The 21,627-nt window shown below is 58.5% G+C and carries 13 protein-coding genes and 5 pseudogenes; 14 read left to right on the forward strand and 4 right to left on the reverse strand.

The features are described from left to right. The first annotated feature begins 566 nt into the window (after positions 1-566). The 4 genes and pseudogenes from IVA80_RS09495 to IVA80_RS09510 all read left to right on the forward strand — a co-directional run bounded on the left by IVA80_RS09495 (position 567) and on the right by IVA80_RS09510 (position 3,057). Positions 567-890, forward strand: a complete 324-nt coding sequence (locus IVA80_RS09495) for a hypothetical protein (protein WP_247428391.1) — start codon at positions 567-569, stop codon at positions 888-890. Positions 891-1,235: 345 nt separating this feature from the next. After that, positions 1,236-1,534 (forward strand): annotated as a pseudogene (locus IVA80_RS09500) (GTP cyclohydrolase I). A gap of 34 nt (positions 1,535-1,568) precedes the next feature. Then, complete coding sequence (locus IVA80_RS09505) at positions 1,569-1,799, forward strand: hypothetical protein (RefSeq protein WP_247428394.1); 231 nt, start codon at positions 1,569-1,571, stop codon at positions 1,797-1,799. 433 nt (positions 1,800-2,232) lie between these two features. Then, positions 2,233-3,057, forward strand: a complete 825-nt coding sequence (locus IVA80_RS09510; protein WP_247428397.1) for an arylamine N-acetyltransferase — start codon at positions 2,233-2,235, stop codon at positions 3,055-3,057. A 2,944-nt stretch (positions 3,058-6,001) separates the two neighbouring features. Here the strand turns inward: IVA80_RS09510 and IVA80_RS09515 are convergent. Beyond that, positions 6,002-7,501: a CoA-acylating methylmalonate-semialdehyde dehydrogenase gene (locus tag IVA80_RS09515; RefSeq protein ID WP_247428399.1), complete on the reverse strand. Its 1,500-nt coding sequence runs from the start codon at positions 7,499-7,501 to the stop codon at positions 6,002-6,004. A 106-nt stretch (positions 7,502-7,607) separates the two neighbouring features. Here IVA80_RS09515 and IVA80_RS09520 point away from each other — a divergent pair, with 106 nt between their 5' ends. Next, positions 7,608-8,495 carry a LysR family transcriptional regulator gene (locus IVA80_RS09520; protein ID WP_247428402.1) on the forward strand — a complete coding sequence of 296 codons (888 nt, stop codon included), beginning with the start codon at positions 7,608-7,610 and terminating at the stop codon, positions 8,493-8,495. On the opposite strand, the gene IVA80_RS09525 is transcribed toward IVA80_RS09520, so the two are convergent. Then, entirely contained in the window at positions 8,461-9,150 is a 690-nt protein-coding gene (locus IVA80_RS09525) for a LysR substrate-binding domain-containing protein (RefSeq protein ID WP_247428405.1), read from the reverse strand. The two genes, IVA80_RS09520 and IVA80_RS09525, sit on opposite strands and share 35 nt — an antisense overlap. 20 nt (positions 9,151-9,170) lie before the next feature. On the opposite strand from IVA80_RS09525, the pseudogene IVA80_RS09530 reads away from it, so the two are divergent. Further along, positions 9,171-9,881 (forward strand): annotated as a pseudogene (locus IVA80_RS09530) (DDE-type integrase/transposase/recombinase); the annotation flags it as partial. A gap of 231 nt (positions 9,882-10,112) precedes the next feature. Here IVA80_RS09530 and IVA80_RS09535 read toward each other — a convergent pair. Next, positions 10,113-11,645, reverse strand: coding sequence for a PLP-dependent aminotransferase family protein (locus IVA80_RS09535; protein WP_247428408.1), 1,533 nt, complete (start codon positions 11,643-11,645; stop codon positions 10,113-10,115). A gap of 1,281 nt (positions 11,646-12,926) precedes the next feature. Between IVA80_RS09535 and IVA80_RS09540 the strand changes: the two are divergent. From IVA80_RS09540 to IVA80_RS09570, 7 genes and pseudogenes are all read left to right on the forward strand, one after another. After that, positions 12,927-13,543: pseudogene (locus tag IVA80_RS09540) on the forward strand (ATP-binding cassette domain-containing protein). A 335-nt stretch (positions 13,544-13,878) separates the two neighbouring features. After that, positions 13,879-14,103, forward strand: a pseudogene (locus IVA80_RS09545) (branched-chain amino acid ABC transporter substrate-binding protein); the annotation flags it as partial. 303 nt (positions 14,104-14,406) lie between these two features. After that, positions 14,407-15,300, forward strand: a complete 894-nt coding sequence (locus IVA80_RS09550; RefSeq protein ID WP_247428410.1) for a dihydrodipicolinate synthase family protein — start codon at positions 14,407-14,409, stop codon at positions 15,298-15,300. Between the two features lie 559 nt (positions 15,301-15,859). Next, positions 15,860-16,351, forward strand: a complete 492-nt coding sequence (locus tag IVA80_RS09555) for an acyl-CoA dehydrogenase (protein WP_247428412.1) — start codon at positions 15,860-15,862, stop codon at positions 16,349-16,351. Beyond that, positions 16,348-16,731, forward strand: a complete 384-nt coding sequence (locus IVA80_RS09560; RefSeq protein ID WP_247428415.1) for an acyl-CoA dehydrogenase family protein — start codon at positions 16,348-16,350, stop codon at positions 16,729-16,731. Before IVA80_RS09555 ends, IVA80_RS09560 begins: the two co-directional genes overlap by 4 nt. Positions 16,732-16,757: 26 nt before the next feature. After that, positions 16,758-17,537 carry a YggS family pyridoxal phosphate-dependent enzyme gene (locus IVA80_RS09565; RefSeq protein ID WP_247428417.1) on the forward strand — a complete coding sequence of 260 codons (780 nt, stop codon included), beginning with the start codon at positions 16,758-16,760 and terminating at the stop codon, positions 17,535-17,537. A gap of 176 nt (positions 17,538-17,713) precedes the next feature. Then, positions 17,714-17,918: pseudogene (locus IVA80_RS09570) on the forward strand (hypothetical protein); the annotation flags it as partial. 48 nt (positions 17,919-17,966) lie between these two features. Here IVA80_RS09570 and IVA80_RS09575 read toward each other — a convergent pair. Next, positions 17,967-18,743 carry a transglycosylase domain-containing protein gene (locus IVA80_RS09575; protein WP_247428420.1) on the reverse strand — a complete coding sequence of 259 codons (777 nt, stop codon included), beginning with the start codon at positions 18,741-18,743 and terminating at the stop codon, positions 17,967-17,969. Positions 18,744-20,162: 1,419 nt separating this feature from the next. On the opposite strand from IVA80_RS09575, the gene metC reads away from it, so the two are divergent. After that, positions 20,163-21,389, forward strand: a complete 1,227-nt coding sequence (gene metC / locus IVA80_RS09580) for a cystathionine beta-lyase (RefSeq protein ID WP_247428423.1) — start codon at positions 20,163-20,165, stop codon at positions 21,387-21,389. Positions 21,390-21,627 lie beyond the last annotated feature (238 nt).

Genomic DNA, 21,627 nt, shown 5'->3' on the forward strand with positions numbered 1-21,627 from the left:
TGCAGACATCCAATGTCTGGAACCGACACCGAGCGGAGGTAATCCGTCGGCTCGCGCGAAGCACATGGTTTTGCGCCTCAGCAAGCAAGGCTCGTACCAAGTCCTCTTTCGCGCGCATGAGCCTTTCGCCGGGATTGGCAAACGAAGTGTGTGATTCGAAACAGCCGCCCTGATCCGGCTGCCGGACTTCCGAGAGCGCGGCCGCCAAAAGTCAGCTTTGGTGCGCACGGTGCCTGATGGGGGCTATCCCGCGGAGCTCCGCCTAGAAGCCGCAGCAAAGAGCGTTACGCGACTGTTGCCGCGGCTGGAATGTCTTTGTCCAATCCTCAAGCGGCCATCCCAACCGTGCGCTGAAGAACGAAGACGTTCAGTGAACTGGATGCCCCACCGAGGGACCATCGGGCCCTGTTTGCTGATTGAATTCGTGCGCGCTCCGACCTCCTTGATGTCACGGAGCGAACAGCGCTGTCCGCCGTTGTCGCGGCTTTGAAGGGGTAGACGCTCCGTGACGGCATCGATGCGCAAAGTGAAAGCTATTGAAGCGTCACATAAATGAGGAGGCGTTTGTGAACGAAGCTCGCGCGATTAGGCTAGACTTCACTGAATGTGGTTTCAGCCACATGGCGCAGACGCACGAGATCGGCAAGGGGACCGGATCATGTTTTGACGCCCCTATGTTTGTTTTCAGCCGTGTCGTCTTGAAGACGTTCATGTCCGGCCCCCTGACATCAGGGCGTAAAATGTTTCCGCGCGCGCTGGCAAAGCACATGGTGTTGTTGTCTTCCAGCAAGACTAGCATAGCGGTTTTCGGCATGTTGATTGCAGCGACGGTGAAGGACGCATTTCAAGAACAGCGGTCTCTCGCCGTCACCACTCAAGAGTTCAGATGAAAGCTATCTATTCTATCAAGCAGCTCCGTCATTGTTCGAACGTTGGCGGCGCTACGCAGCACAATGGATGGCATCGCGCGACCGGCCATGGTGCCGACACGGTGGAAATCTCGAAATCATCCAGGATCTCAAGGGCAGGTAATCGCAGGGGTGGCGACAAGCGGCCGTTCCGACGGCCAGGGGCATCATGTGGACTACCGAAATGCAGAAGCGCCCGCAGATCAACTTGTTCGCGCAAGAACGAGGCAAAGCGCCCGGTTAGGATATTTGATGAGCTCAACGCAAGTTGGCCCCATCACCGTGAGATCGACGTGCTCGCACCACTTTGTTCCCGTTATTGGGCGCATGTGGGTCGGCGTGCTGCCTGGTAAGTCGGTGATCGGTATCAGCAAAGTTGTGCGTGTGGCCAACTGGATCGTGGCGCGCCCGCACTCCAAGAGGAAGTTGATGCTATTTTGGCAGACAAGCTGGAGCGCCGCATTGATCCGAAGGGATTGGCCCTCATCATTAAGGTGCGGCACCAGTGGGTGATCTGGCGCGGCGTTCGCGAGACGGAAACCACTATGGTGACCAGCATCATGCGCGGTGGCTTCCGCGACAGCAAGATGCTGCGTAGCAAATTTCTGGCGCTCATCAAGGACTAAACCGTGACCTATGTATCAACCAAGACATACCGCCATGAAGTCGGCCGATCTGCTGCGTTTCGCCAGTGGCGCGCGTCGTCACACTGTCGGCTGTTTGGCCAAGCTGTCGCCAAAGAAACTTCTGCTCGCCGTACGGGTATTCAAGGCTCGGCAAGTGTTTAATACGGGAGGCGAGCTTGGGCTGCACGACCTGCGCCCGATACAGGCGTGGCGCCTTATCGCGGGCGCGGCTGAGCAATCCAAAAGAGCGACAGCCGCTCGTTAGTAGCGCAAGAGCTGCAATTTCGTAAGTACGATTGATCAAGGCGATGTCATGTTGAACGCGGCGGAAACTGCTGGTGTAGCTGAGAGCGATTCCTCAGCTGGAAGCTGTTGCCGTTCTCTACTCAGCGATGGCGGATCGCCGGCGACGGTGAACCTGGAAACGCGGAGCGTTCGCGGCGAGGCGAGACGAAATAATTCGCAAGGCTGGAAGATCGCCGTTGCAAACCGCCGCCGACCGGAAGTCCTACGGGCTGTTCCGGCCGTGCACAAATGGCCCGTTGGCTCGATACCGGCACTGAGGCTGTCGCCGGAGTGCTCGGGCTGTTTCATTTCTATAGGAGAGATGAACACTTTTACGCTGCTACACGTTGGCCTGCGAAGTCATTGCGCTTCGGGCCCCTTAATCAAACGAATCCAGATATCAAGGACGTGCCATGGCATTTAAAATTGCGACCTATCTCGATCGGATCGGCCTTGCTCAAGTCCCGACAACGGTTGATGGCCTTCTTGCGCTACAGCAAGCGCAAATGCGTGCGATCCCCTATGAGAACATTGAAGTTCTGCTGGGCGATATTCCCGATCTGACTGAAAATTCCATCTGGGCCAAACTGATCGATGCCCGGCGAGGCGGCTATTGCTTCGAATTGAACAAGTTGTTTGGCTTGGCTCTCGAAGCACTCAATTTCACGGTCCGGCCCATTCTTTGCAGGGTGCGCATGGGGGCTCCGGAAGGTGGCCCACGCACACATCATGCATTGATCGTGACCATAGAGGGCTGCGACTGGCTTGCCGATGCAGGCTTTCCCGGTCCGGCACCGATTGCACCGCTACGAATCGATACGAAGGAGCAGCAAATAGTTGGCCATGACGTGTATCGTCTGCGGGCCGACCCGGCCAGTGGAGAGCTCGTGCTTGAACGCAAGAACGAAGATGAATGGTTCGCTCTTTTCGGTATCGACCGAGCCGTCGCCCTGCCACCAGATTTCGAGGGCGCCAACTTCATCTGCGCACGCTGGGACCGTATGCCCTTTCCATCCGTCCTCATGATGAGTGTGCTGACATCGGAGGGGCATGCAACCTTGCTTAACAAGAAGCTCAGATTGACTCGCAGCCAATTTAAGGAAACACAAACACTCGAAACGAAGATCGAACTGCAGCAGATCTTGGCCAATGTCTTCGGGCTCCGACTGCCTCAGTACACCGTTGATTCCTTATGGGAAAAGCTTGGGTCGCGCGGACTTGTATTGGAAAGAAAGTGATCAAGCATTGCCAGCGCGAAGATGGCCTGTGCGGTCTCTTTCAATTTCCCATAAGCTCGATCACCCGGGCTGATTGGCGAAATCTTTAGCTCTAGTTGAAGGAATCACTTGTGATTCCTTGCTGAGCGCCTGATTGGCGAGGTTGGCGAGCCACGCTGGAAATTGTGGTACGTGCAGATGGCGCGTACCAACACGGAGGAAAATTCGACCCGGGGTTGTCGATTGATCTTGCAGCTGACGAGCGTTCGCAGGGCAACTGACGGATAACGCCTCGTGCCAAGGCACTCTTTGGACGGCCGCGATCCACCGGACCGGCGCCCTCGCCGAAAGTTGGTGATGGAGAAAATCGGAAGGGCGGCACATCGTGGGGGCTTGACGCCTCCACTTCTCCATCCAAAGAGCGGTATCCCACGTCCAGCCTTCCGCTCGTCATGTTGGCGGCGCTTTTTCACCTTCAAGGTCGGATTGACCTCGGGATTTTCGATCTTTTCCAGAAGCTTCCGGTACTAGCTGATCAGACTGCCTCGTAGATTTCGCGTTTCTTGCCCGCCTCTGCCACTGACATGACGGCGTGCGAGAAAAATCCTTCAGCCGCTTGCCGAACAGGATGAGCGCGGGTCCGCTTACCAAAAGACCTTGCTCAGGAATAAGCGCGCGCAGGTGTCGCGCGTAACCGGCGCGCGCCCGAGTTTTTCGCAGTAATCCCGCAGGACGGATGGCGCTAGATCCGGATCGAGATCGTCAAGCGAAGCGCCTGCGAACCACGCGTTCGTCAAACGCCTGCACCCGCGAAACTTGCGCAGACGCATCGCTAACGGCTGTGTAGCGGTCGTGCCCTACCAGTTCTTTGCCGAGGTCGGCAAATAGTTCGTCGAAGCCATCTATCTTCAACAGGCGGAAATTTGTGCCGAGCCTCCGTGCGAGCGACTCGGCATAAGGACGCAGCGTTTCGCCATCACGTATGTACCCCTATATGTATGCCGTGAGGAAATCGAGCCACCCTTCTTTGTTCTGTGCAAAGATGCCTTCCATGATCGATGGCTCGGCTCCGCGGGAGCCGATGAGAATAATCGGCGCGCCGTCGAGCACTGGCCTGAGCAGTGATACGAGGTATCGGGAACGCCGACTTCGCCGGCGGCGTTCTTGTCCGGAATATTGCTCAGCGCATCCGTGCAACCAGACGAGCTGACATTTATTGAAGACGTTGAACTGGTCGTAATTGCCGGGGGGCGGTTGACTTCGTGAACCATCACCGATGTGAGGCTGCCGCGCCTTCAGAGCGTCAGACAGAGACGAATCGAAATTCGTTGTCAGGATAGTGCGGACCAATCCCCGCATCACAAAATCTGAAAGGACCTGGCAGCCGCTGCTGATCTCGTTGTGCGGCCTTATCAGGTGCCTGGAGCAGGGGCGTAACGGATCGAGACTGCTTGCCCGGTTGGTACGAATCTCCTTGTGACCAGCGCACACCATTTGTTCCGAAGAACCTATGATCGGGGTTGCGGCTGCCCACACTTTCCATTTTTGTCCCACCCAGCAGACAACGATCCGACCCCTGCATCCGCTCCGACACCATCAGGGCGGTCAAACAAGTCGACCCGCTCCTGATCAAGTCGGCTCGGACGATGGGTGCGACGCCGCAATAGTTATTCCGCAAGGTCATCCCTCCGGCGGCGCTTCCGAACATCTTTGTCGGCATTCGTCTCGCCAGCGCCTCCGCGATGTTGGTGCTGGTCGCATCGGAAACCCGCGGTCGTAGGGGCGGCCATCGATCTAGGGCCGTGTTTGGATCTGACTACGGCTGCAGGTGTCGCTCAGCTCAAGATCGCCTACGACGAGCTCTTATCGACATCAGCGAAGGCCAAGTTCGAGCTTCCGCAAAACCACTCGGATGGCCTCCGCCGCAACCTTGATTGTGCTGTGATCGAGATGTTCCATCGAATTCGACGGGACGCCGGAGAAGCTCCCGTTGACACAGTGCGAGGTATATTCATCGAGGGTGAGCGCATCTATCTGACGGGGGTTCTTCCAGAAAACTCACGTTCAGATCTGCGTTGCAATCCGGACACGATCAAGGGCGCCTTTCGCGTTCCTGATAGCCAACTCAGGCGGTCATAGAGAGCGAGAAGCAACTGGGCCTGTCAATCGGGTCCGAACTTCTCTCGATCGCTCGCGCCATATCGACTCGGCACGATCCGCTTCATTGGAGAAAATCGGTCCCGGCGAGGTGGAGGCGTTCGAGGACTTGGACGATGCGGCGCGTGAGCTGATCCGCCAGTGAGCGACGTTCTTCGTCGCGTCATGTGCGCCTTCAGATGACGGATCATCGTTCGATTGCGATATCTCTCACCGCGGCGGCAAGGCGGGCTTCATTGACGTGGCGGGCACCAGATCACCGTTCCGGGCTTTGCGGGTAATTCCTTTTTAAACACGCTCGGCAATTTTGTGCCAAATCCCAAGGCGGGTCTGATTTTTGTCGACTTTGTTATTGGCGATGTCGTAGTGCTTCAGGGGACGATCGAGTTGCTCTGGAATGATCCATCGATCCGTGGCTTCAAAGGTGCCGAACGCCTGGCGGCTTTATGTCACAGCTGGCCGGAGGGTGCGGGCTGCGGCGATCCCTCTCATCGGAGAGGTGGTCGAATATCCTCGGCATGGTCGAGGAAGGCAATCACGTTGCGGCCAAGCTTCGTTTCCATGGCCTGCACCGCAAGCCCCTGTTTGGCGTCCACCCTGCGGGTGCGATCTTTGGTGGTACGGAGCGCCCGTATTTACTTTCGAGGGACCGAAGGTGAAAGATCTCTGGGTGTTGGGCGATATTCACAGATTGATCGGCCGAATCGACCTCTCTGGCGCCGATGTGCCGGAGTTCACCAGTTGAGGTCTGCGCCAATTGGAGGGTGAGAAGGCCGTGGAGCTGCCACGGCCTTCCATTCGGAGAAGATCAGGACATCGTCGGCATCACGAACTCGGCGCCGGCCCGGATGCCGGTCGGCCAACGGGTCGTGATCGTTTTCAGCTTGGTATAAAAGCGAACGCCCTCGGGGCCATGCATGTGATGGTCGCCGAACAGAGAGGCTTTCCATCCACCGAACGAATGGAATGCCATCGGCACCGGGATCGGTACGTTGATGCCCACCATGCCGACCTGGATCTGATGCGCGAACTCACGCGCCGCATCGCCATCCCTGGTGAAGATTGCGGTGCCGTTGCCGAACTCGTGCTGGTTGATCATGTCGGCCGCATCGTCATAGGACTTGGCCCGAGCCACCACGAGCACCGGTCCGAAGATCTCTTCGCGATAGATCTTCATGTCCGTGGTCACGCGATCAAACAGGCTGCCGCCGATGAAGTAGCCCTTCTCGTAGCCCTGGCGATGGAAATCGCGCCCGTCCACGATCAGCTTCGCGCCTTCGTCAACGCCGGCGTCAATATAGCCTCGGACCTTGTCGAGGTGTTGCTTCGTCACCAGCGGGCCCATCTCGGCATCGGGGTCGGTACCGGGACCAATGTTAAGCGCGCGGACCTTGGGCGCCAGCTTTTCGATCAGATGGTCGGCGGTCGTGTCTCCGATCGGGACGGCTACCGAGATTGCCATGCAGCGCTCGCCGGCGGAGCCGTAAGCCGCGCCCATGAGAGCGTCGACCGCCTGGTCCATGTCGGCGTCAGGCATAACGATCATGTGGTTCTTGGCGCCGCCCAGTGCCTGGCAGCGCTTGCCGTGGCTGGTCGCCGTCTCGTAGATGTATCGCGCAATCGGCGTCGAGCCGACGAAGCTGACCGCGACGACGTCCGGATCGGTTAGAATGGCATCCACCGCTTCCTTGTCGCCATGCACGACGTTGAACACGCCGTCGGGCAGTCCGGCCTCCTTCAGCCACCGCGCAAGCATGAGCGAGGCCGAGGGATCGCGCTCTGACGGCTTGAGGATAAAAGTATTGCCGCAGGCCAGCGCAACCGGGAACATCCACATCGGGACCATCGCCGGGAAATTGAACGGCGTGATACCAGCAACCACCCCGAGCGGTTGACGCAGCGAGTGGCTGTCGACACGGGTGCCGACATTCTCGCTGATCTCTCCCTTGAGCAGCTGCGGCGCGCCCGTCGCGAACTCCACCACCTCCATGCCGCGTTGGATCTCGCCCTTCGCATCCGAGAGCACCTTGCCGTGTTCGGCGGTGATTACTTGGGCAAGTTCATCGATTCGGTCCTCCATGATCCGCAGGAAACGATTGAGAATACGAGCACGCCGCAGTGGCGGTGTGTTCGCCCAGGCCGGGAACGCCTTGCGGGCCGCCTCTGTGGCCGATCGCACGTCTTCCATCGTAGCAAGTCCGAGCGTTGCCGATTGCTCGCCGGTCGCGGGATTGTAAACCGGCGCGGTGCGAGGGCCCCGGCTCGGCACCAACTCGCCATTGATGAAGTTCAGAATAGTCACAGGCATTGGCTGCTCTCCCTAAGATGATGCTTGATCGAGCCAGATATGCAGCGCATTAAAAAGCGGCATCAACGGCCGAATTCGCGGCTCCGTTGTGCAGAAAGTGTAGTCAATGGATTGGGAGCGCGTTCGGAAATTCCTAGAGGTGGCGCGTGCCCGCCAGATTCTGAAGGCCTCGAAAAACCTACGGCTAAACCATGCAACGGTCGCCCGGCAACTGACGGCGCTGGAGAGTGGCTTGAACGCCAAACTGCTCGAACGACACACTTCAGGCTGCACGCTGACGGCGGCGGGCGAGGCGCTTGTCGCCGCGGCCGAGCGCGCAGAGAGCGAATTCCTCAAAGTGGGATCGAGCATTGGAGGCGCCGCCGAGGCCCTCACCGGAACAGTGCGCGTAGGGGCGCCGGACGGGCTTGGCAACTACTTCCTAGCCGATCGGCTGGGCGCACTGGCAGCGAAGCACCCGGGCCTTGTCATTCAACTCGTGCCGCTTCCGCGCACGTTCTCATTGTCAAGGCGCGAGGCTGACGTTGCGATCACGCTGGACCGGCCCAAGCAGGGCAACCTGATCCTCTCCAAGCTCACCGACTACACGCTCAGTGTCTATGCTGCCGATGCTTATCTGGCGCGCGAGGGTTCCATCAAGACGCAGGCCGATCTTGCCGGCCGCCTGTTCGTCACCCAGGTCGAGGATTTCGTCTACAGCAGGGCATTGGACTATGCCTCGGTGCTCGGCCGGCTCATGTCGCGACGCTATGAATGCGGCAGCGTCGTTGCGCAGATCGAGGCTGTTCTCGGTGGACACGGCGTCGGAATCCTTCATGACTACGTGGCCCAGCGCTATCCCGAATTGCGGCGTCTGCTTCCCGACATCCGTTTCGTGCGGAATTACTGGCTGACGTCACATCCCGATACGCACGAAACACGGCGCGTTCAGGAAGTGCATCGCTTCATCGTGGCCTCAGTCAAGGCAGCGAGGTCGTCTTTTGAGGCTGGTTGAGCGCCACTGCCGGTAGCTCGGGCGGGGCTGTTTGGTTCGTTCCCGATCCGGCGCATTCCATGAACGCCCGCAGGGCGGAGGACACGAATGCGTCCTTGCGATGAACGAAAACCGTGGTGGCCCTGCCGGTCCCGTTCGGCAACGAATGTAGGTGGATCAAGCCCTGTCGTTCGGCAGAATCAGCGACCACGCGGGGCACCAACGACAGCCCCACCGAAGCCGCCACACAACCGATGATCCCGTCGAGCGTTCCCATTTCCATCCAGCGCAGGTCGACGAAACCACGATGCGCAAGATATTCCGACAGGCGCTGTCGACAGGAGCAGCCGGCGCGAAACACGATCACCTTGCGGCCGCTTCCCGAAGCTAGGAATTTGCTGAGGTGTTGGGGAGACGTCACCATCGGCGTGATCAGCACCAGCTCCTCCTCCACGACCGGTGTGCAGGTCAGTTCACCGTGCGTGGCGGGTGCAGAGACAAAAGCTCCATCAAGTTTTCGAGCCAATACGCTGTCAACTAACGCTGCGGTCGGGCCCGTCTCGACCTGGACGTCAACATCGGGATAAGCGCGATCCCGTAATGGGTGAGCAACGGTGGTAGGCGTAACGCCGCCGTCGTCTCCATCGACCCAATGCGCAGTTCGCCACCCGGCCACCCCTCGTCCTTCACTGCGCAATGCGCCTCGGCCAAGAGATCGCTGATCCGCTTGGCGTAGCCGCCCAGTCTGGGCTCAATAAGAAGACCGTCACCTAGTGGCGTCGGCGAGCGCTCGTTCACGATGCGCCGATGGGTCTGAAGGCTCCCCGCTCGACGGTGCTTTCGGCCGAAGAAGAAGCGATTGTGATTGCGTTCGCAAATACGCGCTCTTGCCGCTGGACGACTGCCAGTATGCGCTCCAGGCGACGATCGCGCATTTGACCAACTCGTCGTTGCACCGATGTTTGCAGCGTCATGGAATCAGTCGTCTGCCAGAGGTGCCGGCGAAAAGCCGGCTAGACAACCGTTCAAGCAATATCCCATCGGCTACTTCCGCGTCGATATCGCCGAAGTTCGCATCCAAGAGGGCAAGTTGCGCCTATTCATGGCTGTGGATCGGACATTGAAGTTCGCCTTTGCTCAGCTACGTAGCTCCGCCACCCTCGAAACTGCGTCGACGTTCCTGGAGGCCTTGATCAAGGCGGTTTCTTATAGGATCCACACAGTTCTTACCGACAACGGCGTGCAGTTCTGCGAATGCCAAAGCACCGCTCAGGGGCCGACCGCTCGCTATCGACTCCACGGATTCGATCGTATCTGTCGCGAGCAAGACATCGAGCACCGGCTCACCAAGCCAAACCATCCTGGACCAACGGCCAGGTCGAACGCACGAACCGCACGCTAAGTGATGATCACGATCGGCGAAACACAGACTAGCATCAGAGGCAAGAAACTGGTCCAGTAAAAATGCAATTATCTGGCACTGTTGGATAAGCCAGACTTGCCCTAAATCGAGCTCATGAACCCTGCCAGAGGAATGGGGGAAGCTGTCATGAGCAACCAAAGTGCTCACGTGAACACCGAAATCGCGGTCGACGCGCCTGTCTACAAGACCTGGATGTGTGCGCTGTGCCGGCCGTCTTAGCTCACCGCTTCCAGGCCCGGCGGCTTCGACAATTTCGAGCCTTTTACAGCACCGACGGAAGCGTCCAGGAGCGTTCTTAGCCGAATCACTGCGCCCCTCAATTCCGGCACCGAAAATCCTCCGAAACCGAGCATCAAGCCGCAACGCGGTGGCGTGTCGTGATACATTGGTGAGATCGGCCGCACGACCAAGCCAATTTTCTCGGCTCGATCTGCGAGCTCTACATCGTCGAGCCCGGATGGCAGGCAGAGAACAAGGTGCATTCCTTGGTCGCTGGATTGCAGGGTGGCCCAGGCTGGCAGCTCTTCCTCTATTGCGGCAATCAGGACAGTGCGTCGTTCGGCATAGGCGCTCCGTATGCGGCGGATATGTGCCTCGAAGTGGCCCTCACGCATATACTGCGCAAGTACATACTGATCAGCTGCGGGGGAATGGCGGTCGATCAGAGCCCGTGCCCCTGCGAACGCATCGACGAGTGAAGGCGGCACGATGGCGTATCCTAAGCGCATCGAAGAAACCAGAACCTTGCTCATTGTCCCGATGTAGATGACGCGGGCCGAATCCAATCCTTGAAGGGATGGGAAGGGATGGCCGGCATAGCGGAGTTCGCTGTCGTAATCGTCTTCGACGATCCAGGCGTTGTTCTGTCGTGCCCACAAAAGTAGCGCAGTGCGGCGTGCCATGCTCATTGGCATTCCCAAGGGATATTGATGCGAAGGAGTAACGAAGGCGACGCGTGCACCAGGGCAGCGGTTAAGCCCTTCCTGAACGTCAATTCCTTGGGCATCGACCGGAATTCGATGTGTGCTCACATCGAAGTTTCCGAGCACTGCGACAATTCCAGGGTACGCGGGATCTTCGGCCCAGATCGCGTCGCCTGGCGATAGAAGCACGGTCGCGGCCAAAAACAATCCCTGTTGTATGCCAGCCGTGATCACGACCTGACCGGGGTCGCATTTGACACCGCGTGCCTTGCGAACGTAGTCGGCTATAGCGACCCTCAATTCAAACAATCCCCGCGAGTCGATGTAGCCCGATGGAGCAGCAACGCGCATGGCGCGCACGCGATTGCCGAGACGTCTCCATTTGTCGTCGGGCGCGACTCCGCCTGCAGGATGGGCAATGGCGAAAGGCGCCGCCCTTTGCGGGCGAAGAGTTCGCGCTACCTCTGCGAGGCGAGCCACATTTGCTGGCAGTCCGGGACCGATCAGCGCAGATTCCTTCGGGGAATGCGTCTGGCTGACAAATCCACTGGCAGAATTGACGTTTGTGACAACCGTGCCGCCCCTCGATCGGGCTTCCAGATAACCTTCTGCATGCAATTGATGAAACGCCTCGATGACGGTGCCTCGCGCGAGATGCAGTGATGTTGCCAGCGCCCGTGTCGACGGCAAACGCTCGCCAGGCTTCAACTCCCCTTTGGAAATAGCTTCGCGAAGGGCCTGCGTGAGTTGCTGTCCTACCCGGCCCGCAGTTTTGTCCAGCGAACCGAGTGAGGGGATTGAAATGATGCTTCGTCGCCGTGCCATCGTGATGCTGGTCTACTGAATCGTAACGATCTTGAAACAAACAATAGGCCAATTACTGCGGGGAAGAAAAGCTTCCCTCTTCGATCAAAGTCATACACGTCGAGCCTACCATATTACCGCGCCACAGAGAAAACGTCCGAGTATCGACGAGGGAATCCCGCGACCTGTGTCGCGACGGCGGGACCAGCCGCTCAGCTGGAGCAGGATCGTGCAAAGCAACTGCAGCTGTGACTCAATCAGATGGATTCGGGGGCTGCTCGACGATGGGGCGCGGCGAGTTCAAGTCCGATGAAACTGCGTCCGACGATCACAATATAGCTCGGGGCCGGATTGTCGTTTGCAGGAGCCAAGACCAACAAGCGTTCGGAGGGTAGATCTGCCCGGGAAGATCTCGTGAAATTTGCGAGCAGCGGGCGCGCCCGTGAGCAGCAGTTCATGCAAGCCTGTCGCACCGGAGCCGTCCGCCCTTTATAACTCGGTGGCATCGACCGAAACGCCTTTGCGCTTGGGGTACCAGTCCGACGCGATTGCCGGCGAAGAATCTTTTGAACCTGTATGGAGAACCAGGTACGCCGCCTTCCTTCATGAGAACACTTCGATAGAGTGATAGAGGCGATCAACCTCGTCGCGGTTGAGCGTGTTGGCTCTGCACATGTCTCTGCTTGTTTGTGCGAGCGCCATCTGCATGAGAGGCGTCCACGATGACAAGTCGTCCCGGCATTGGCGTTTCGCGTTGCCAATCGTTAGGTCACCTTGTCGCTTCAGACGTCGTTCGGCGAATAACCCGATGCGGCGCTCAAGCCGAGGGAGTGCTCCGGCACTGGCACAAGGACATGCCATAATCATGCATGGGTCGCAGCTTCGGATAGTTACGAACTTGCAGAGCCGAGAAGCACCTGCACGGCGACCAGCCTAAGGACCCATTCAGGCTCGACGCAAGCTGCTGGATTAACAGGCGGCGCTGAAAGGATTGCACTGGACCAGCTTGAAATCCTGTTGATCGGATTCTGCACGAAACTGGACCTTGTTGACGCAACGTGCGCAGGTCAGGAATTTGGCAAGGCAGACTGGTGACGCAGTTGCTGTGGGCGGAGCGAGCATTACAGCATGGACTCGTGCTGGATGGAGCATCGCAAGTGTTGCAATTAAAAACAATAAGAATGAAGCCGGAGAGTAGGGGAAGAGTTTGCGCGTGTGGCCGAGGGGATCAGATAGCTTTCGTCATTGCCGGGAGCGGTTCGCATCGCCCCTCCGCCCACTCAACAACGTGGGCGAGACGAGATGACGCAGGCACAGCTCGCGCAGGGGACATCGCCCCTGCTCGCGGTTCGCAACGTCAGCGTCGTGTTCGGCGGCATCGCTGCACTCAACGGCGTATCCTTTGACATGCACAAGGGCCAGATCCTCGGATTGATCGGCCCCAACGGCGCCGGCAAGACCACGCTCTTCAACTGCCTGTCCCGGCTCTATCAGCCGTCGTCCAGCGACATCCTGATGGAGGGCGTGAGCATCCTGTCGCGGCCGGCGCACCGGATCGCCGAGATCGGTATCGGCCGCACCTTCCAGAACGTGGCACCGTTTCCGAACCTCTCGGATCCGGCGGCGAGCAGCAGATGCTCGCGGTCGCCCGCGCGCTGATGCTGCGGCCGCGACTGATGCTGCTGGACGAACCCTCGTTCGGGCTGGCGCCGCTGGTCGTGCGCGACCTGTTCGGCATCCTCGGCAAGATCAATCGCGAGGACAAGGTGTGGATCCTGGTGGTCGAGCAGAACGCCCAGCTCGCGCTCGAGCTCGCAGACCAAGCCTACGTGATCGAGACCGGACGCATCGTGATGTCGGGCAATGCCAAAGACATCGCGAACAACGAAGAAATCCACAAATCCTATCTGAGTTACTGAGGAGCCGGCACGATGGAGCTATTCACCAACCAAGTGCTGGCCGGCATCGCGACGGGCGCTATCTACGCCTGCATGGCGCTCCCAGGGATTTTCCCGAGGGCGACAAACTCGACTATTACACTATGTATGGCTATGGAATAGCGCAAACGCATGAGGGCGACCGATTGTGGGGAGGAAGCGTGGAGCGACTGACTTCTCGCTCCGGCTCGACACCGTCGCCCTTTCGGACGCAAGGCGAGATCTCCCCAGGTAAGAACGCACTCCTTCACTGCACGACCGCCGGATCTACGCCGCTTCCCCTTGATCACGAGAGTTTCGCGGTTTGTGGCCCGCTCCTCGTCCAGGCACTCAAGCAGTGCGGCAATGACCTTACTCGTGCCAATGTCATGAAGCAGGCCGCCAACTTGAAGACCTACCGCACTGAGGTGCTGCTGCCTGGCATCACGATCGACACTTCGCCAACCGATTTCGTCCCCATCAGCCAACTGCAGTTGATGCGGTTTAAAGGCGAGCGTTGGGAGTTGTTCGGCGATATTATCTCGGGCGATATCGGCGGCTAGTCGCTGACTTCAGATCTTGCCATCCCCCGCAGTATGGCCTGCGAGGGGATGACAGTTGCACTGATCTTGTTCCCGGCTGCTCACTACCGCCGCGATCGCGGCCAAAGCGGTCCGAAGTGGCTGTACGTTTGACCGTAGGGGGTTGCGTAAGGCAGTCTAGGTATTGCGCAGGGGGGAGTTCCGAGGGGAGGTCGCGATCAGGCGCGTTCTGCCGAATGGCACTGCACCAGATGCCTTCTGAGGGAAGTCAACCTTCGAGCTACGCTAGTCCACCAAGAGAAAGCCAATGAAAGGGATCGAATGATGATCAATCTCAAAGGACTTTCCGCCTTTCCAATCACGCCCTCCGATCGGCAGGGCCGGGTCGATGTGCCGTCTCTCGCGACGTTGGTGAAGCCGTTGCTTGCGGCAGGCGTGGATTCTGTAGGCCTGCTCGGAAGCACAGGTTCGTATCCCTATCTCAGCCGCGACGAACGCCGGCGGGCCGTCGAAGCGACTGTCGGCTTGGCGACGGGCAAGACTCCCGTATTGGTGGGAGTCGGCGCGCTCCGAACCGATGATGCCGTGAGATTGGCCCAGGACGCACGCGCCGCTGGCGCTGCTGCCGGTCTTCTAGCGCCCGTTTGCTATACGCCGCTCACTGACGAGGAGATATTCGAGCATTTCGCCACTGTATCAAGGGAGAGCGGGCTTCCGATTTGCATCTATGACAATCCCGGCACGACGCACTTCCACTTTACGCCAGCCTTGATCGGCCGGTTGAGCCGAGTTGAGGGAATTATCGCGGTAAAGAGTCCCGCGCCTGATGCTTCCGCTGTTGAGGGCCATCTGCAGGATCTGCAGGCCGTCGTCCCGAGTGGTTTTTCACTTGGTTACAGCGTCGACTGGAACTGTCTGGGTGCGCTCCTGGCCGGTGGTGAGACTTGGTATAGCGTTTTGGGAGGAATTTTCCCGAAGACCTGCCTGGCGCTTGTCCGTGCCGCGCAGAACGGCAATAGCGCGGACGCACGACGGCTGAACGAGCGTCTGCAGCCAATCTGGCACTTATTCAAGGCCTTCTCGAGCTTGCGTGTAGTATACGCAGTTGCAAAACTCAAGGGGCTCTGCGCCGCCGATCCTCCGCGTCCAATACTGCCATTGCCTCCCGAGGCCGAGAAAAAGGTTTCGGATGTGCTGGACGGCCTGGAGTTGGAGTAGTGTCGGCACATTTTCTCCGCAGAATCCATGGCGAGCGGTCTGCGCCGTTGAAGGGCGGGACTCTCGCTTACGCGTTTCTCATCAAGCTGAGACGCAAGTTCAACCTTGAGAATTTCATCAGCGCTCTTCGGAAGCGAGAGCGCGCGAGATGTCCTTCAAGCACGAGTCATCGATGTGTGATCCTACGTTCTTTTCAGGCTCCGAGCTTCTCACGGCCTATAAGGCACGCACCCTTTCTCCGGTCGAAGTCGTCAACGCCGACTTGGGCCACTTGCAAGCAAGTGGCTCATTCTCCTTGGCGTACAGACCCTGTAGATCAGGAATGATGCCATGGACATCTTAGCCACTGCGAGATTTCGCCCGCGATACGATCGCGCCGAAGGCGGCAAACTGGGAATCGACGAGGTCGATGGCGGGTGCCGAGATAAGGCGCGCCATTGATCTGGGATTGGGATCGCTCCGTGTTCCCCTCCACATGGGGGATGCGGTCTGGACTACGCGTTGACTGGAGAAGCCCTGGCGAGATTAGCCGCTGCCGACTTTCCCTTCGCCTTTAGCCTTGCGGTTCATAGCAGCAGGTACGATTGCCGAATTTGGCTCTCCCGCCCAGCACAGGCGACACCTCGAAGCCGTTCGCACCGGCATCGTGCTGCATTCGGTCTGCATCACCGAGCCATCCGCCGGGTCGGACGCAGCGGCGATGCGAACGAGTGCAAAGCGCGACGGAAGCGGGTGGTGCCTCAATGGCTCGAAAGCGTGGATCACCAACGCCGCTGAATCGGATCTCTTTCTCGTTTATGCTCAGACGGATCAAACAGCGGGCGCGTCCGGCATTGCGGGCTTTCTGGTGGAGCGACGATCTGCGGGCTTATCGGTGACGCGGCCGTACGATCTAGTCGGGCGTCACTCCATGGGGCTCGCTGGGATCGAACTGTCGGATTGCCTCGTCGACGAGGATGCAGTGCTCTTTCCTCCGGGCGACGGCGTCAAACGTGCCATGGCCGGTGTCGACTGGCCCGAACGCTCGTCGCAGCCCTGTGCTGTGGAATGATGGAGGCCTCGCTCGATTGCGCGCTGGCGGCCACGAACGACCGGACCGCCTTTGGTTCGAAAACCATCGATTTTCAGGGGCTGCTATGGCTGCTGGCGGACGTCGCGACGGACCTTCACGCCGCGCGGCTGTTGTTCTCTGCTGCGGCATCCGAGCTCGATCGCGGTGAGCGCGCTAGCGTTGACGCCGCCCACGCGAAAAAGTTCGCCGGCGAGAGCCGCAATGAATGGCATCATACAGTGTATGCAATCGATTGGCGCGAGAGCGCTTTTGGCCGAGACGCCGATAGCGCGTCATCTGACCGCGGCAAAGGCCGCCCAATATCTGGACGGAACGACCGAAATCCAGAATGTCGTGATCTCTCGCGCACTGAAGAGTAGAGTCAGGGACCAGCAGGGAGCGGACGATGTCAGAGATAGACAGCGAGAGGTTCACGGATGATCGGCGCTCGCTTTTGCGCTCCAATCTCGATGAGCTTGAACACCGGATAAACATGGCTTGCGTACGGGCAGGCCGTCGGCGCTCAGAAGTTCGACTGTTGCCCGTCAGCAAAAGGGTACCATCGGCCATCGTCCGCATGGCCTCCGAGCTCGGCCTGTCGAACTTCGGGGAAAACAAGGTTCAGGAGGCTGAGGGGAAGGTTCGAGATCTCGCCGATCTGTCGCTAGACTGGAGTATCATCGGCCACCTTCAGACAAATAAAGTTAAGTCGATGGTCAATTTCGCCAGCGAGTTTCACGCGTTAGACAGCCTGCGATTGGCCGATGCGCTCCAGGTCCGGCTTGGCGCCGAAGGTAGACGTCTCGACGTGTTCGTCCAGGTCAATACCTCCGGTGAGGAGAGCAAATACGGTCTCTCGCCGAACGAAGTGGCTGAGTTTGTGCGTCGGCTTCCCGATTATCCGGCCCTGATTCCTCGTGGCTTTATGACTCTCGCCATCTTCAGTGGAGACGCCGCTAAGGTTCGCGAATGTTTCAAGTTGCTGCGGCAGCTGCGAGACGCGCTACGCGATAGGGCGTCGTCAGGACTTAACCTGCTCTCTATGGGCATGACAAGCGACTTCGAGATGGCAATCGAAGAGGGGGCTGACGTCATTAGAGTTGGCCAGGCGATTTTTGGGTCGCGACCGACGAAAGACGGACACTACTGGCCCAGGCTCCTTAGAGGGAACGAAGAATCGTCTTAATGCATAGTGCTTCGCGCGGCATCGCTTCAGGTTGTTGCCGCATGCTTTCACCATCTCGCCAGACACCATTCATTACGATAGGACGGATGCAGCAATGAAGACTTTGCTCAATCCCTCGCACATCTCGCGCTGTCGTCAACTGTATGAGGACGCTGGCAGGTTTCGATCAGATACGACTTCAACGAGTACGTCTCGATTATGTCAGCATCTTCACCAATGAGGGCGTCATCATTCGCCTCATCGGTGTGATCATGCTCGAGCAGAACGATGGATGGGCCGTCCAGCGGGCACGCAACATACCTGGAAACCGTCGGCCCGTTGGGCGACGATCCGACCGTCAGCCTCCCGGCTATCGCCAGGCAACCGGCCTCTTGCCGATGAATCGCGTTCCGCCAGTTACATTCCCATTGGTGCGATACGAATTTGCAGTCAATCAGCTGTGCTACCCTCCACTCCATGGCAGCGGTGGCAATCATCTTCCGCGAGATCACGCTCACCTCGATCTCTTCGATTCGGCGACGCGTCCTGATGCATGAAGATCAGGCGTGCCGGATGTTTTTGCTTTGCCGCGAACAGCTGATCATTAGTGATGAGCCCGGTCTCGACGAGGGTGTCCAGAACTAGGTTTGCACGCTCACGCGCATTCAGAAGAGCAACATGCGAAGGTGGATCTAGTGGCGCATTTATCAGGCCAGCAAGCAGGGCTGCTTCGCCAAGTTCGATATCCTGAACCTGCTTGTGGAAATAAATCTGCGCAGCTTCACTGACGCCGAAGATGCCGTCTCCGATCTGCACACGGTTTAGGTAGATCTTCAGGATTTCATCCTTGCTGAGCCGCCATTCGAGCCAAATTGCGACAAGCGCCTCCTGAATCCTGACCTCCAGAGTGCGTTCATCTGAGGGGAATAGAATTCTCGCAACCTTCTGGGTAATGGACGAGCGCACGGCCTTTGTGCCCGGGCCCGCATGCAATGAGAGCGCGATCGCGGTAAGGTCAATGCCGAAATGGCTATAGAAGCGGCGATCCCCAGTTGCCAGCGTCGCCTTGACTAGGACGTCCGGAAGCTCCTTCACTGAAATCGAGCTGTACGTCGCGCATGCGCTGGTCAGACCCGTGCGGCATTCCGGCAGACAGAGTGTGGGATCGGCGCCCTCGCTGCAATCCTGATCACCTGTTTTCTGAAAGACGGGGCTTGCCACGATCATTGACAGTATGAGGCTGATGAGCCCGAATGTTAAGCCTCCGAAAGCGGATCGACGATCGTACAGCGCAAGGATCGGCGAACAAGCCTCGCACCGCGCATAAGCTCCGTTAGCGTGCAGGCAATCGAATAGACACGCCTGGTTCCAGCCAGCATACGATCTTGGATTGGGGTTCTTCTTCGCGGTATCATTTGACTCACTTGCGTTTCAAATTATTTGAACTTAGCGCGTCGAAACGCGAGCCGCTTGCGGCACGCCGCTCCATTCGGACGTCCCCGCCGAAGAAACGCATCTGTCGTAGTTCTGGAGCCGCGACACGCCGCAGCACAACGTAAGAACTCGCGCCTCAGCTGCACCTTGCCGAGGGGGGCCGGCAGCGAATTCTGCAGGTGAGAGGTGATCCCGGGCGCGTGAATTGTTTAGCCCTCGCGGGCTATTGTCGAGCGCTTCTGGTCCGCAAGATCTGGTTCTGGTTGCCAGCAGGCGGGTTGCTCGAGCGAGTTGCGCGACGGCGCATGACTGCTGCAGCTCTCTGCGGAGTGGGCCGTAGCCATATGCAGCCGCGCGCGCTCTCGTCGGCTGCGAAAACGCCGAGTGCCGACGCCGTAGCCGGCCCCACCGGCGGCGACAATCGAAAGGACAATAAGAGCTGCCACCATCATCTCAAGCGCGCCTCGCAGATCCTAGATGTGCCGTGCCGGCACCTTGAGGCCGGAATGTGTCTCCGTAGAATCGAACCGCTAGTTAGTACAACTTGACGCTAGGTACGATTCAAGCCTGTTAAGGGCCGCTCTCGATTCAGTCAGGTGTCGGTTCGTGTAAGTTGTGATCATTCACCGTAGTGGGCCTGCGCAATTCTCTTGCACCACGAACTTGCATGACGGCGGCGTAACGACCGCAACTGGTGCTGCAAGTCAGGCTCCCCGCTTCGATATAAGTATAAGCGTGCAGCAACTAGGCCTTCACTGGGAAGCTGCAAAACAACGCCACGCGCGAGTTCATAAGAAGTGCAATTGTCGACCCACATCAAGATCACCCCGATTTAACCGATTTGGCGAGGAGCCGACATGCAGCGTCTTTTGTCCGACAAGAAATCCGCCTGGTGCCGAGGCATCCGACCAATCCGGGTTAATCCGCCTGCAGCGCGCTGCCCGCGCGTCTGGCCCAGCCTTTGCTGTAGTGATGGACCTAGAAGTGCATGAAGCTGAGCACCGATTTTCGGGAGCGCGGTCCGGCGCGGTCTCACTGTGCGGTCGACCGCGCTTTCGATCTGGGAGGAGAGCTGCCCTAAGGTTGGGATATGATGACGAAAGAGGCCGTCGATACAGAGTTCTCGAGTCGTCGCGCCGGAGACGAGTTGCAGATCGATAGTAGTGGGCATTCGCCGCGCATTTAAGCGGCGCGATCCCAGATAGGAGAGGTATGGATCGCATCGCTTGGGATAAACGCTTGCCAGAGCCCAACACGCAATTGTCTCATCTCGGTCGCGCGCCGGCTGAACACGCCGGGATGGTCAATATTCCTGTCTATCGAGGTTCCACGATCGTTTCGGAAAACCTCGAAGAGTGGGATAGGCGCAAGCAGAATCCAGTGACGAACTACGGACGATTCGGCTCACCGCTGTCTCGCGCTCTCGAGGCTGCCATTTGTGAACTGGAGGGCGGGTATCGTTCGATCTTGTTCCCTTCGGGGCTCTCTGCGTGCTCCCACGCGCTTCTAGGGATCTTGAAGGCCGGGGATCATGTTTTGATCTGCGATAACGTCTATGAACCGGTGAGGATTTTCGCGACCCAGGTTCTAACTAGATTTGGGGTGAAGGTGGAGTACTTCCATCCCACACAGCCTTCGGATCTACTCGCGAAGATTGGGACAAAAACGCGAGCTGTGTACCTGGAGTCCCCGGGGTCCATGACGTTTGAGGTACAGGATCTGCCCGCGCTATGCGCGATCGCACATCAATCGGGTGCGCTCGTGCTCATGGACAATACTTGGGCGACGCCGCTCTATTTCAAACCCTTTCTCCATGGCGTCGATATCTCGATCCATGCCGCGACCAAGTATATCGTTGGTCATTCCGACGCCCTTCTGGGCATTGCTACCGCTAACAAGGAAGCGTGGCCGTTCCTGCAGCCAAGCGCTCATCATTTCGGGGAGATGGCTGGGCCAGATGACATCTATTTAGCTCTTCGTGGACTGCGCACACTAGCCGTTCGCATGAGGCAGCATTACGAAAATGGCCTGAAGCTGGCTCAAAGCCTGGAAGACCACCCGGCAGTGGGCCGGGTTCTACACCCTGCGCTCCCAAACCATCCCGGCTACAATATTTGGAAACGGGATTTCTTGGGTGCAAGTGGCCTGTTCGGCGTCGCTCTGAAACCTATGTCCAAGGCCCAGCTTTCGGTTTTCTTCCAGAAACTGCGCCTTTTTGGAATCGGATTGTCGTGGGGTGGGTACGAGAGCCTTGTGCTGCCTGTCGATGCTCCTCAACGAACGGAAGCAATGGTTTCATTTGATGGACCGTTGATTCGTATTCACGCTGGCATGGAGGGGCCGAGTGATCTCATTGCGGACATGCATCAGGCGCTGCAAGCCGCCTGCGAACACTGCGTGAGCGACGCTGCTTACCAGGATGAGAGCAGAGACGGGTGATTTCAAGGGTGTCAATCGGCTTACAAATTTGACCCCTCGTCAATATTGCAGGCCGAATGACAAGCGGTTGTTGGGTTTAGATTGCGACGACCTAGTCGCCGGGATAACAGTATTGCCTGATGCAGCAAGCCCGCCCTCGATCGGCATAGGGGGCGACCTTGTGGGTCGCTCCCCTGCCACACCACCCGGCATGCGGGTCCGCACCGGGCGGTTCGAGAAGTTGAGGTCATGAGAGACG

Source organism: Bradyrhizobium sp. 139, assembly GCF_023074175.1.
Taxonomy (GTDB): Bacteria; Pseudomonadota; Alphaproteobacteria; order Rhizobiales; family Xanthobacteraceae; genus Bradyrhizobium.

What these genes read in the sequence shown, in the direction of transcription:
- IVA80_RS09520 (WP_247428402.1), top strand. Translation starts at nt 7,608, where the DNA reads ATGGATTGGGAGCGCGTTCGGAAATTCCTAGAGGTGGCGCGTGCCCGC.
- IVA80_RS09575 (WP_247428420.1), bottom strand. Translation starts at nt 18,743, where the DNA reads ATGATCGTGGCAAGCCCCGTCTTTCAGAAAACAGGTGATCAGGATTGC.
- IVA80_RS09515 (WP_247428399.1), bottom strand. Translation starts at nt 7,501, where the DNA reads ATGCCTGTGACTATTCTGAACTTCATCAATGGCGAGTTGGTGCCGAGC.
- IVA80_RS09505 (WP_247428394.1), top strand. Translation starts at nt 1,569, where the DNA reads ATGAAGTCGGCCGATCTGCTGCGTTTCGCCAGTGGCGCGCGTCGTCAC.
- metC (WP_247428423.1), top strand. Translation starts at nt 20,163, where the DNA reads ATGGATCGCATCGCTTGGGATAAACGCTTGCCAGAGCCCAACACGCAA.
- IVA80_RS09560 (WP_247428415.1), top strand. Translation starts at nt 16,348, where the DNA reads ATGATGGAGGCCTCGCTCGATTGCGCGCTGGCGGCCACGAACGACCGG.
- IVA80_RS09535 (WP_247428408.1), bottom strand. Translation starts at nt 11,645, where the DNA reads ATGGCACGGCGACGAAGCATCATTTCAATCCCCTCACTCGGTTCGCTG.
- IVA80_RS09550 (WP_247428410.1), top strand. Translation starts at nt 14,407, where the DNA reads ATGATCAATCTCAAAGGACTTTCCGCCTTTCCAATCACGCCCTCCGAT.
- IVA80_RS09565 (WP_247428417.1), top strand. Translation starts at nt 16,758, where the DNA reads ATGTCAGAGATAGACAGCGAGAGGTTCACGGATGATCGGCGCTCGCTT.
- IVA80_RS09510 (WP_247428397.1), top strand. Translation starts at nt 2,233, where the DNA reads ATGGCATTTAAAATTGCGACCTATCTCGATCGGATCGGCCTTGCTCAA.